General features: G+C 62.0%; 15 protein-coding genes. All 15 read left to right on the top strand.

The window, feature by feature from the left end; translation table 11 throughout:
• The coding region (locus tag EJA71_RS20830) for an ABC transporter substrate-binding protein (RefSeq protein WP_158959450.1) at positions 1-1,398 on the top strand (1,398 nt) is incomplete at its 5' end.
• Between the two features lie 15 nt (positions 1,399-1,413).
• On the top strand, positions 1,414-2,175 hold the full coding sequence (locus tag EJA71_RS20825; protein ID WP_158959449.1) for a SurA N-terminal domain-containing protein: 762 nt from the start codon (positions 1,414-1,416) through the stop codon (positions 2,173-2,175).
• 219 nt (positions 2,176-2,394) lie between these two features.
• Complete coding sequence (locus tag EJA71_RS20820) at positions 2,395-2,925, top strand: response regulator (RefSeq protein WP_158959448.1); 531 nt, start codon at positions 2,395-2,397, stop codon at positions 2,923-2,925.
• A gap of 81 nt (positions 2,926-3,006) precedes the next feature.
• Complete coding sequence (locus EJA71_RS20815) at positions 3,007-4,713, top strand: GspE/PulE family protein (protein ID WP_158959447.1); 1,707 nt, start codon at positions 3,007-3,009, stop codon at positions 4,711-4,713.
• Entirely contained in the window at positions 4,694-5,497 is an 804-nt protein-coding gene (locus EJA71_RS20810) for a hypothetical protein (RefSeq protein ID WP_158959446.1), read from the top strand. Before EJA71_RS20815 ends, EJA71_RS20810 begins: the two co-directional genes overlap by 20 nt.
• Position 5,498: 1 nt before the next feature.
• Complete coding sequence (locus EJA71_RS20805; RefSeq protein ID WP_158959445.1) at positions 5,499-6,044, top strand: PilN domain-containing protein; 546 nt, start codon at positions 5,499-5,501, stop codon at positions 6,042-6,044.
• Entirely contained in the window at positions 6,031-6,579 is a 549-nt protein-coding gene (locus EJA71_RS20800) for a GspMb/PilO family protein (RefSeq protein ID WP_158959444.1), read from the top strand. Before EJA71_RS20805 ends, EJA71_RS20800 begins: the two co-directional genes overlap by 14 nt.
• Positions 6,579-7,091: a hypothetical protein gene (locus EJA71_RS20795; RefSeq protein ID WP_158959443.1), complete on the top strand. Its 513-nt coding sequence runs from the start codon at positions 6,579-6,581 to the stop codon at positions 7,089-7,091. The genes EJA71_RS20800 and EJA71_RS20795 overlap by 1 nt, the downstream gene beginning before the upstream one ends.
• Complete coding sequence (locus EJA71_RS20790) at positions 7,088-8,938, top strand: secretin N-terminal domain-containing protein (protein ID WP_158959442.1); 1,851 nt, start codon at positions 7,088-7,090, stop codon at positions 8,936-8,938. Before EJA71_RS20795 ends, EJA71_RS20790 begins: the two co-directional genes overlap by 4 nt.
• 2 nt (positions 8,939-8,940) lie before the next feature.
• A complete protein-coding gene (locus EJA71_RS20785) occupies positions 8,941-9,414 on the top strand; it encodes a type II secretion system protein (protein ID WP_158959441.1) in 474 nt (157 codons plus the stop codon).
• A gap of 5 nt (positions 9,415-9,419) precedes the next feature.
• Complete coding sequence (locus EJA71_RS20780) at positions 9,420-9,794, top strand: type II secretion system protein (RefSeq protein ID WP_064392635.1); 375 nt, start codon at positions 9,420-9,422, stop codon at positions 9,792-9,794.
• Positions 9,769-10,308 carry a type II secretion system protein gene (locus tag EJA71_RS20775; RefSeq protein ID WP_158959440.1) on the top strand — a complete coding sequence of 180 codons (540 nt, stop codon included), beginning with the start codon at positions 9,769-9,771 and terminating at the stop codon, positions 10,306-10,308. The genes EJA71_RS20780 and EJA71_RS20775 overlap by 26 nt, the downstream gene beginning before the upstream one ends.
• On the top strand, positions 10,305-10,697 hold the full coding sequence (csgE, locus tag EJA71_RS20770) for a curli production assembly/transport protein CsgE (protein WP_158959439.1): 393 nt from the start codon (positions 10,305-10,307) through the stop codon (positions 10,695-10,697). Before EJA71_RS20775 ends, csgE begins: the two co-directional genes overlap by 4 nt.
• Complete coding sequence (locus tag EJA71_RS20765) at positions 10,694-11,125, top strand: curli assembly protein CsgF (protein WP_158959438.1); 432 nt, start codon at positions 10,694-10,696, stop codon at positions 11,123-11,125. The genes csgE and EJA71_RS20765 overlap by 4 nt, the downstream gene beginning before the upstream one ends.
• A 28-nt stretch (positions 11,126-11,153) precedes the next feature.
• Positions 11,154-12,014, top strand: a complete 861-nt coding sequence (locus EJA71_RS20760) for a CsgG/HfaB family protein (protein ID WP_158959437.1) — start codon at positions 11,154-11,156, stop codon at positions 12,012-12,014.
• The last annotated feature ends 489 nt before the right edge of the window (positions 12,015-12,503 follow it).

Below are 12,503 nucleotides of genomic sequence, written 5' to 3'. Positions count from 1 at the left end.
GCGGCGGATGTGTTGCTGCCGGCGACCAGCCTGCCGTGCGCCAACTGCCATGGCGCCGATGGCCTCGGGCGCCCCGAAGGCGGCGTGCGTCCGCCGCCATTGAACTGGGCGCGGCTGACCAGCACCTACGGCCAGCAACAGGTCAACGGCCGTAGTTATCCGGCGTATACCGAGAGCAGTCTGGCGACCGTTATCGAGCAGGGTCGCGACCCCGGCCACAATCGCCTCGACCCGAGCATGCCGCGCTTTGTGCTGTCGATGAAAGATCAGCGCAACCTCACCGCGTACCTCAAACGCCTGGCCGATGAACGCGACCCCGGCCTCGATGCCGAGACCTTGCACCTCGGCACGCTGCTGCCCAGTCAGGGCCCGTTGGCGGAGGAGGGCCTGACCATTGCGGCGGTGCTCAACGGCAGCGTGGCGCGGATCAATCAGGCTGGCGGCATTCATGGCCGGCAACTGCGCTTGACGGTGGTTGACCCAGGCCCGGATCGCAGCAGTGCCGAACAAGCCTTGCAGCAGTTGATCGAACAGGAACAGGTTTTTGCCTTGGTAGCACCGCTGGCACCGGCCCTCGACAGCGAACTGGCGAACCGCTTGGAACAGTCCGGCGTGCCGCTGATTGGCGCCTTGTCGTCGCTCGGATCAATGCAGGCCAGTCCGCAGATTTTCGAGCCGTTGCCGGGCTTGCGCGAGCAACTGATCGCGCTGGCCGATTACGCCACGGCCAGCCTGCGCGTGCTGCAAGGGCCGACGCTGATTGCCTACCCCGATGACCCGTTGCAAGCGCAAGCGGCTACCACCCTCAGCCAATATCTGCAGGATCACGGCTGGCAGAACGTCCATCTGCAAGCCTATGACCCCACAGCGGAGGCTTTGCCACTGGGTTCGCGCTCGGTGTTTTATCTGGGCAATGGCGGTGGTTTTGGTCGCTTGGCCACACGCCTGCAAGGCGCCGGGCAGGTGCCGTATCTGTTCGCCGCCTCAAGTCAGGTCGCCGGTGAGTTGCTGCAAGTGCCGGAAGGGTTTTCCCGGCGGGTCTTCCTCGCTTATCCGTTCGTGCCCAGCGACTGGACGCAGGCCGGGCGCATGGCCCTGACGCTGCTGCGCGAACATCAAGGCCTCGGCGCCCAGCACGCGGTGCTGCAAGTCGGCGCCTATGCCTCGATGCTGTTGCTCAGCGAGGGCATGAAACAGGCCGGTCGCGATGCCAGCCGCGAGAAACTGGTGGCGGCGCTGGAAGGCCTGCACGATTTCGACACCGGCCTGACCCCGCGCCTGAGTTTCGGCCCCGGCCGACGCTTGGGCTTGAGCGGCGCGCACGTGGTCACCGTGGATTTGCCCGATCAGCGCTTCTATCTGGTCGCCCCCTATAAACCGATTGTTGCCAGCCCCTGAACGGAGGGCCCGATCATGAAACTCACAACGCTGCTATGGCTGCTAATCGGCTGGCTTCCGCTGGCGTGGGCCAACAACGAACCGGCCGTGGCGCGGGTCAATGGCGAGGAGATCTCCGGATTTCGCTTTGAGCGCTTCTTCGTCGAATACCTTGAAGATCAGGGCCGCGCGGTGGCGAGCATTCGCAATCCCAAGGCCTACAAACAGCTGCGCCAAGCGGCGCTGCAAACGCTGATCGACAAGGAGCTGCTGTGGCAGGAGTCGCAAAAGCGCGGGGTGCAGATCGACGAGCAAGCAGTGCTTGCGCAAGTCGAGCAGACCCGCAGCGCCATCGGCGGCACGGACAAGTTCCTTCGTCGTTTGCAGGACGCCGGTTTCGACGAGGCGTCCTTCGCCGAATACACCCGCCGCGAACTGGCGGCGCAGCAGACGTTCGCCGCGTTGATTCGGGCCAATACCCTGCAACCCCGGCACCTGCTGATCCGCGTGCCGTTGCAGGCTGACGCGGCCAAAAATGCGGCGGCGCGTCTACGCTTGATGCAGATGCGCGCCTCGATCATCAGCGGGGCGACATTTGCCAGCCAACCCGTGCGTTCACCGTTCGGCTGGCATGTGATTTATTTGCAGAACCACTTGGAGGCAGCCGATGTCCCAGATTTGCAGGGGCTGGACACAGTCAGGGCAGAGCTCGCCCGACAGCAACAGACCCAGGCTCGTCGCCAAGTGCTCGCGCAATTACGGGTGCAGAACAGGATCGAACGAATTGACGACGACTGAAGGTTCCCCCCCAATAGTGGGGAATGGCTTCGATGCCCATTCAGGTGCTTCCCCGTTTCTGGGGAACGGGGTACCGGGACGAGCGGGCATTGTCATGAATTTCAAGGACATGAAGACTTAAAATTACCGGCACTCAGCCTGGCATGAAGTGTGCGTTACCCCTGGTAAGGCGCACTCTAAGGGCGGGGTCATCGGACCTGCTGTTTCAAGGAGTCGACCTTGGTTAACAAAGTACTGGTTGTCGAAGACGAGCAGCTGCTTGCACAAAACCTTCAGGATTATCTGTCGGCGCAAGGGCTGGACGTCCGGATTGCACATGACGGAGCGACGGGTATCGGTTTGGCCGAAACGTTTGCCCCCGACGTGCTGGTGTTCGATTACCGCTTGCCCGATATGGAAGGCTTTGAGGTGCTCGACGCGGTCCGCCAGAACAGGACGTGCCATTTTGTGCTGATAACGGGTCACCCGACCGCTGAAGTCTGTGAGCGGGCGCGGCAACTGGAAGTCAGCCACATCCTGTTCAAACCGTTTCCATTGGCGGAACTGGCCCGAGCTGTCTGCGACCTTCTTGGCATCAAGCGCGAAGCGAAACCCGGTGCGAGCCCTTCAGAAGGCTTTGTCGAACGACGCCAGAGCAGGACCGAGAGCTTCCCGTTGCAGTTGTACGATGGCAGTTGGGTGTTGGCGGATCGGCGACGGCAGTCGCAATCCATGGCGCCGGACGACGATCAAATGCTCACCGGGGAGTAATGGCGCGATCAGACGTTCCGGCTTTTGCCGCCAAGGTTTGCCGCGCCGACAGGGCTCTAAGCCCCGGTTGGAGAGCAAGCCATGGAACGTCTGTCCGTTGTCGTCGAACCGCTGCCGGCCGAAAGCGCCCCCGAGCGCTTTTCCAGTGAGCAGCTTGCCCAGGCCCGTGCGCGGGCCGCCACCTCCGGCGAACGCGTGCTTGACGCCCTCGGCGTACTGTGTGAACTGGCGCCGATGCCGTTTATTCAGACCCTCGGCGCCACCCTGCATTACCCGGTGCTCGACACCGACAGCCTGTTTCAAGCGACGCCGGTGTTCGACCGCGTCACCCTCGCACAATGCCTGAAACGTGAATTCATTCTGCTGCGCCACAACGACGAAGTCATCGGCGTGTTTGCCGACCCCTTCGACCCGGCGCGGCTGGCCTGGATCGACGATTGCCTGCACGGCGCGCCGCTGCATCTGGTCCACGCCGATGACCTCAAGGCCTATCTGGCCCGCCACGAAGAAAGCTTCCATGCCGTTGAATCGCTGAACGCCCAGGGCGACACCCATAGCGAAATCGACACCTTGCAAAGCCTGTCGCTGACCAGCATCAGCGAAGACGCCAGCAGCGTGGTGAAACTGGTCAACTCGACCCTTTACGACGCGTTGAAAATGCACGCCAGCGACATCCACCTTGGCACCACCGGCAGCGGTCTGGTGATCAAGTACCGCATCGACGGCGTGCTCAACAACATCAGCAAAGTCCAGGGTGCCGAGTTCTCCGAGCAGGTGATCTCGCGGGTCAAGGTCATGGCTGAACTGGACATCGGCGAGAAGCGCGTGCCCCAGGACGGTCGTTTCAAGATCGGCATCAGCGGCCGCCAGATCGACTTCCGCGTATCGATCATGCCGAGCATCTTTGGCGAAGACGCGGTGCTGCGGGTGCTCGACAAACAGGATCTGGCCGACAAGGTCTGCGGTGTGCAATTGCAGGCGTTGGGCTTTGAAGACGAAACCCTGCGCCAGTTGCGTCGCCTCGCCGCCGAACCCTACGGTATGGTCCTTGTGACCGGCCCGACCGGCAGCGGCAAGACCACCACGCTGTACGCGATGATCACCGAGATCAACCACGGCGTGGACAAGATCATCACCATCGAAGACCCGGTCGAATATCAACTGCCTGGGGTGCTGCAAATCCCGGTCAACGAGAAAAAAGGCCTGACCTTCGCCCGAGGCCTGCGCTCGATCCTGCGCCACGATCCCGACAAGATCATGGTCGGCGAGATCCGCGACCCGGACACCGCACAGATCGCCGTGCAATCGGCGCTCACCGGTCACCTGGTGTTCACCACCATCCACGCCAACAACGTTTTCGACGTGATTGGCCGCTTCACCCAGATGGAAATCGACCCCTACAGCCTGGTCTCGGCGCTCAACGCGATTCTCGCTCAGCGCCTGATTCGGCTGGTGTGCGCCAGTTGCAGCGCGCCGGTCAATCCGAGCGATGAAGAGCTGCGCGCCTCGGGCCTCGATCCGCAGAAAGTCGACCACTACCACTTCGTCCACGGCAAGGGCTGCGGCCATTGCCGGGGCAGCGGTTATCGCGGGCGTACGGCGATTGCCGAATTGCTGCACCTCGATGACGAACTGCGCCAGATGATCGTCGAGCGCCAACCGATCACCCAAATCAAAGCCCTGGCCTGTGCCCGTGGTTTGCGCCTGCTGCGCGAATCGGCGCTGGAGCTGGTGGAACAAGGTCGCACCACGCTGGAGGAGATCAACCGTGTCACATTTATCTCGTGAGCGTTTTGTCGCCGTGCTCGGCGCCAGCGGTGTTGGCTTGGGTCAAAGACGCGGCAGCGAAACCCTGTGGCTGGGCAGCGTCGGTTACATCGACGAAGGCTTCCAGAGCTACGCGGTGGCGCTGGACACCCTTGATCGCCTGCTCGGTGAACACGCCCGCGCCGGGGCCGAATTGAGCGTGGTCATCTCCGGGCACTTCAGCCGCTTCTGCCTGGTGCCGTGGAGCGCGCAGATCAGCAGCCCGGAAGAACTGCGCGGCTTTGCCCAACTGTGTTTTGAAGACCTGTTCGGCGCGCCGACTCAGGCCTGGAGCCTGGTGCTGTCCGCTGAACCGGCCGGTTACGACCGCATCGCCAGCGCCTTGCCGCAAGACTTGCTTGAACGCTTGCGGGTGCTGGTCAGCGGTCGCGGTTTGCGTCTGCGCTCGGTGCAGCCGTACCTGATGGCGGCGTTCAACCGCTTCGACAAAAGTCTGGATGCCGGCGACTTTCTGTTCGTTGTCGCCGAGCCGCAACGCAGCGTGTTGTTGCTGGCGAGGGAAGGGCGTTGGGCCGGTGTGCGCTCGGTGGGCGGCAGCGACAGCGATGTGGCGCTCAGTGCGTTGATCGGTCGTGAACGGCAGTTGCAAGCCTCGACCAGTGAACGCGCCTTCAACGTTTATCTGCATGCGCCGGCGCGCCTCGATGCGCATCCGGACGTGGCGGGGGTGCAACTGCGCACCCTTGAAGACGCCTCGATGACCGTGCGTGACGGCTTGTACGTCATGTCCCGGGCGGTGGCCTGATATGCGCGCGCTCAATCTCGACTTTCAGCCACGCCCTCGTTCCGGCCCATTGGGTTGGAGCCTGCTCGGCGCCGGCGTGCTGCTGGCGCTGCTGTGTTTCGGTGTGCAACAGCACCTCGACGCGCACACCGAACAGCAACAAGGCCACCTGCAAACCACCCAGCGCCAGCTCACCGGTGACAGCGGTGCCAAGTCCACCCTGAGCCCGGCAGAAACCCGCGAGCAAGCGGCAAACCTCGCCGAGATGCGCAAGGTCTCGCAGCAACTGCGCCGGCCGTGGGAACGCCTGTTCGCCATGCTCGAAGCGATGCCGCGGGATGACGTCGCACTGCTGACCCTGACCCCGGATGCGCGCAAAGGCCAGGTGCGGATCAGCGCCGAAGCGCGGGATCTGCAAGCGATGCTCGATTTCCACAAACGTCTGGAAGCCAGCGACGAGCTGTCCGACGTCTCGCTGCTCAGCCACGAAATTGTCGTCAAATCGCCGGAACAACCGGTGCAATTCAACCTGTCGGCGACTTGGGAGATGGGCGATGCGAATCCCTAGACTGATCGTCCACGAATACCTGCAAGGCCTCGGCGTTCCGGGCCTGGCCGGGCTGGCGCTGCTGCTGGTCGCCGTGGCTTGGGCACTCGGCGGTTTGCTGCCGGGCTGGCAATCGTTGCAGCACATCAGCCAGCAAACTCAGGAAGCTACCGAGTACCTGGCCAAGGTTGAAGACGGCAGCATCGCACCACCGGTGGTGCCGCAGCGTCAGCTCGACGACTTCCGCAACAAGCTGCCGGCGCAGCCGCAAGCCACCGTCGCCATCGACCGCATCTACGCCCTCGCAGCGCAGGAGCACATCACCCTGGCACGCGGCGAATACGCCCTCGGTGTCGACCCGAAAACCCATCTGGCGCGCTATCAGATCCTGTTGCCCGTGCGCGGCAGCTATCCGCAACTGCGCCGTTTCGTCCACGCCTTGCTCGGTCAGTTGCCGGCGGTCGTGGTGGAAGACCTCGAATTGCAACGCAAGAAGATTGGCGACACCGACCTCAATGGCCGGATCCGTATGACCCTTTTCCTGTCGAGGTCGTGATGAATACCAAGCGCGTGACAGGGTGGTTGGCGTTCTTCGGCGTGGCGGCCGCGCTGGCGTGGTTGCCGGGGTATTTCTCGCCGAGCGAAGACGCCGATTCGAACGAGGTCGCCGTCGCCACACCGGGGAAAACCCGTGGCGCGCTGCCGGCCAGCACCGCCAAGGCCAAAGACGCCTCGATCAAAGACTTGAGCCCGGCCGGCGACCTGTTCGCCGCCAAGAGCTGGAAGGCCGCGCCGACCCTGGCCACGGTCACCGAACAAGCGATCAACCCGGCCACAGTGGTGCAAGCCCCGAGCCTGCCACCGGTGCCGTTTCAGTTCGTCGGCAGGCTGCATGACCGCAGCGACCTGCAAGTGTTTTTGCAGAACGGCGAAAAGATCTACGTCGTGCGCAACGGGGATGTGATCGACGACACCTGGAAGATCACCGGCATTTCCGATGTGGAATTGAGCCTGGTCTACCTGCCTTTGCATTTGTCGCAGACCCTGTCTGTGGGGAGTACGCAATGAACCGTTGCCGTTTGCTGATGAGCCTGGGCCTGTGTGCCGGGCTGGCCGCGTGCAGTTCCGCACAAGTGGCCAACAAGGAAGCCGCTGACCTGATTGAACAGGGGCAGTACGAGGCAGGTCTTGCGCGTGTCGAAGAAGGTCTGCGTGAAAACCCACGGGATACGGAACTGCACCTGCTGCTCAACAGTGGTCGGGCCAAGGCCATCACCGCGCTGCTGACGACCGGCGATACGGACCGTTCGCGCCGCGACTTCGCTTCCGCACGGGTGGCCTACAACCGCGCGCTGACCATCGAGCCGAACAACCGCCGCGCTCAGGATGCCCTGCGCCAACTCGACTACCTGCGCAGCATGGACGAGAAACTCGAGCTGGCCCGTGGCGACTTGCGCCGGGGTGACATCTACGGCGCTGATCGGCAAGTCAAACAGATCCTCGAACTCGACCCGAACAACGAGGGCGCGCTGGAGTTGCAAGGCAACATTCGTCTGGTGCAGAGCCGCAACGTCATTCCTTATCCGCAACTGCGCACCAAGCTTGATCGCCCGGTGACTCTGGAATTTCGCGACGCCAATCTGAAAACCATTTTCGAAGTGCTGTCGCAGGTCGCCGGGCTGAATTTCATCTTCGACAAAGACCTGCGCCCGGACATGAAAGCCACGATCTTCGTGCGTGACGTGCGCATCGAAGATGCGGTGACCCTGCTGCTGCAACAGAACCAGTTGCACCAGAAAGTGGTGAACGAAAACACCTTGCTGATCTACCCGGATTCGCCGCAGAAAGTGAAGGATTACCAGGAGCTGGTGATGCGCACGTTCTACCTGACCAGCATCGACGCCAACACCGCGCTGAACATGGTGAAAACCATGCTCAAGACCCGCGACGTGTTTGTCGACGAACGCCTCAACACCCTGACCATGCGCGACACCGAAGACGCCGTGCGCATGGCCGAGAAACTGCTGCAGTCGCAAGACCAGTCCAACCCGGAAGTGGTGCTTGAAGTGGAAGTGATGGAAGTCGCCACCCAGCGCATTCTCGACCTCGGGCTGCAATGGCCGAACACCTTCGGCGTGGTCAACAGCGACGGTTCGGCGGTGACCATTCTCGATCAGTTGAAAGGAATCAACTCCGGGCGGATCTCGATCTCGCCATCGCCGCAAGCCAAGATCAATGCGCAGGACAATGACATCAACACCCTCGCCAGCCCGGTGATTCGTGTGAGCAACCGCGAACAGGCGCGCATTCACATCGGTCAGCGCGTGCCGATTATCAGCGCCACGTCGGTGCCGTCGACTCAAGGCCCGGTGATCACTGAAAGCGTCACGTACCTCGACGTCGGTCTGAAACTTGAAGTGCAGCCGACCGTGCACCTGAACAACGAAGTGGCGATCAAGATCGCCCTGGAAGTGAGTAACGCCACGCCGCTGGAACCGACCCGTCAGGGCACCATCCCGGTGCAGGTCGACACCCGCAACGCGCAAACCTCGTTGCGCCTGCACGACGGCGAAACGCAGATCCTCGCCGGCCTGATGCGCAACGACCACGGCGCCACCGGCAACAAGATTCCGGGCCTTGGCGATATTCCTGGGATTGGCCGGCTGTTCGGCAGCAACAAAGACACCGTGGGCAAATCCGAACTGGTGCTGTCGATCACCCCACGGATCGTGCGCAACCTGCCGTACCAGAGCCCGTCGGACATGGAGTTCTCCACCGGCACCGAAACCAGCATGCACATTCAGGCGCCAGATCGCTCGATGCAGACCTACACCATGCCGTCGCCGTCCGCACAGCCTCGTGGTGTCGGTGAATCGGCCGTGGCCACCACCCGCGTCAGTGTCGAGAAGCCTTGATCATGAACGCCTCCCAACGCGGTTTCACCCTGATCGAAGTCGTGGTGACGCTGGCCCTGATCGGCCTGTTGGCGAGCATGGCTGCGCCGCTGACCGAGACCCTGGTGCGGCGTGGCAAGGAGCAGGAATTGCGCAGCGCGCTGTATCAGATTCGCGACGCCATCGACGCCTACAAACGCGCGTTCGATGCCGGTTACATCGAGAAGTCGCTGAACAGCAGCGGCTACCCGCCGAACCTCAAAGTGCTGGTCGAAGGCGTGCGCGACGTGCGCAGTGCCAAGGGCGCCAAGTTCTATTTTTTACGCCGCATCCCGCGCGATCCGCTGGTGCCGGCCAAACGTGATGACGAAGGGGGTTGGGGCGTGCGCGCTTACAACAGTTCGGCTCAAAACCCGCGCGATGGCGAAGACATCTTTGATGTCTACTCCCACGCCCGGGGCAAGGGCCTCAACGGCATCGCCTACCGCGAGTGGTGAACCTCATGCGCCGGGAAAAAGGTTTTACCTTGCTGGAGCTGATGGTGGTGATGGCGATCATCGCCACGCTGATGACCATCGCGCTACCGCGCTACTTCAACAGCCTCGACGCGTCGAAGGAAACCACCTTGCGCCAGAGCCTGTCGGCCATGCGCGAGGCGCTGGATCACTTCTACGGTGACACCGGGCGCTATCCGGATTCCATCGAGCAACTGATCGAACAACGTTACCTGCGCAACGCGCCACTCGATCCGATCACCGAACGCAAAGACCAGTGGGTGCTGATCGCGCCACCGGACGGTGTCGCGGGCGGCGTGGCCGATATCAAAAGCGGTGCCACCGGGAGGGCGCGTGATGGCAGCCAGTATTCCGAGTGGTAACCGCGCGCAGCAGGGTGGCTTCACTTACCTGGGCGTACTGTTCCTGATTGCGGTGATGGGCATGGGCCTGGCCAGTGCCGGCGAGTTGTGGTCGACCGCTTCGCGCCGCGACCGTGAGCGCCAATTGCTCTGGGTCGGCACCCAGTATGCCCAAGCGCTGCGCAGCTATTACCGCAGCTCGCCGGGGCTGGCGCAGTACCCGAAAGAGTTGGCAGACCTGCTTGAAGATCAGCGCTTTCCCGAGGCGAAACACCATCTGCGTCAGCTCTATCCGGACCCGATCGGTCAGGGCGAATGGGCACTGCAACGCGGTTTCGACGGGCGCATCACTGGCCTCAACAGCCCCTCGACCGAGGTGCCGTTGAAGCAGGCGGACTTCCCGACGCAGTGGTCGGATTTCGACGGCATGCAGCGTTATTCGGACTGGCAGTTCGTTGCCGAAAAAGCCTTCCTCGACGGCACCAATGGTCCAGCGAAAAACCAGTCGAATTTGCCGCAGGCATTGCAGCCATGACTCGCCCATGGTGGTGCGCGCTGGTGCTCACCGTGGCGGCGTGCTGCGCCCATGGCGGTGAAGAAGACGAAATGATGGGCTTCATCGTCGACGACACGATCTCGCACATCGGCCACGACTTTTACTACTCGTTCAGTGAACGCCTGCGCGACACCAGCCCGATGGATTTCAACCTGGTGGTGCGCGAGCGGCCCGACGCGCGCTGGGGCAGCCTGGTGACCGTGGAATATCAGCAACGCCTGGTTTATCGGCGCTTCCTGCCGCCGAACACCGTGGAACTGAAGGACGAGGCCTACGCGGCCGCCGACTGGGTTCGACGCCAGGTTGTCCAGCGCAAGCTGGAGGCTCTGTTGCAGGACACCACCGACCTTGAGAAGGACGAACTATGAACAGCACAACGTTCTCACGGCGCAGCGGATTGTGGATCTCGGGGTTGTTGATCGGGCTCGCCAGCGCTGCCGCTGTCCAGGCCACTGAACTGGTCTACACGCCGGTCAACCCGTCGTTCGGCGGCAACCCGTTGAATGGCACCTGGCTGCTCAACAACGCTCAGGCACAAAACGATCACGACGACCCGGACATCCAGAGCCGCTCGGCGGTGGCCGGGACGTCGGCACTGGAGCGCTTCACCAGTCAATTGCAATCGCGGCTGCTAGGGCAGTTGCTGGACAACATCTCCACCGGCAACACGGGGAGCCTGTCCACCGACTCTTTTATCGTCAACGTCATCGACGACTCCGGGGCACTGAGCATTGAAGTGACCGATCGAGCGAGCGGTGAGGTTTCGGAAATTCAGGTGAACGGCCTCAACCCATGACGGGCTGACGGTTCCGGGGAGAACGGACATGAAAAAGATCATCGCGTTAGGGCTGCTGTTGGCGACATTACAAGGGTGCAGTCTGCGTGAGCCGATGTCGGCCGAGCAGGACACCGAAACCCCGACCCTGACTCCAAGGGCTTCGACTTATTACGACTTGCTGAAGATGCCTCGACCCAAGGGCCGGTTGATGGCGGTGGTGTATGGCTTCCGTGACCAGACCGGGCAGTACAAACCGACGCCGGCGAGTTCGTTTTCCACCAGCGTGACACAGGGCGCGGCGTCGATGTTGATGGACGCGATGCAGGCCAGTGGCTGGTTTGTGGTGCTGGAGCGGGAAGGCCTGCAGAACCTGTTGACCGAGCGCAAGATCATTCGCGCCTCGCAGAAGAAGCCGAACACGCCGGTGAATATCCAGGGTGAGCTGCCGCCGTTGCAGGCGGCGAACATGATGCTCGAAGGCGGGATTATCGCCTATGACACCAATGTGCGTAGCGGTGGGGAAGGGGCGCGGTATTTGGGGATTGATTTGCAGCGGGAATATCGGGTGGATCAGGTGACTGTGAATTTGCGTGCGGTGGATGTGCGCAGTGGGCAGGTGTTGGCGAATGTGATGACCAGCAAGACGATTTATTCGGTGGCGCGCAGTGCCGGGATTTTCAAGTTTATCGAGTTCAAGAAGTTGCTTGAGGCTGAGGTGGGTTATACGACGAATGAGCCGGCGCAGCTTTGTGTGTTGTCGGCGATTGAGGCGGCGGTGGGGCATATGGTGGCGCAGGGGATTGAGCGGCATTTGTGGCAGGTGGCGGGGGACGCTTCTACGCCTGGGCAGGATGATGTGTTGAATCGGTATTTGACGCAGAACAAGATTGATCCTGAGGCGGAGTGAACGTGGCGGCCTTCGGGCCGACCAAGTTCTTTTGGCCGAGACCGGTTCAAACCTGTAGGAGTGAGCCTGCTCGCGATAGCTATCTATTGGGCATCGACGATATCGCGAATGCACTCAAACCTTGTGGGAGCTGGCTTGCCAGCGATGGCGGCCTTACAGCCGACCAATCTCTGGCAGATGTACCCAGTTCCAATTGTGGGACCCAGCCTGCTGGCGATGATTTTCTGGTGGCTGAGTACATATCCATTCCTGCGGTAACGGCTGCTTAGGGTTTCGCCCTGACGGCGACTCACTTTTTTTACAAACGCCTAAAAAAAGTAAGCAAAAAAACGCTTGCTCCTACGTGCGGCCCACTCGCTAAAGCTCGGGGTTCCTTCGCTGCGGGATCGATCCGGGCGCAGCGCCTACGGTTTGCTTCGCTGCACCTCCTCTCGCTGTGTTTGGCTGCGCCAAACGGTCGCTGCGCTCCCACGCCCGGATCAATCCCTC

The organism is Pseudomonas sp. PB106 (assembly GCF_009764645.1).
GTDB lineage: Bacteria > Pseudomonadota > Gammaproteobacteria > Pseudomonadales > Pseudomonadaceae > Aquipseudomonas.
This window is presented reverse-complemented; position numbering and strand designations above follow the sequence as displayed.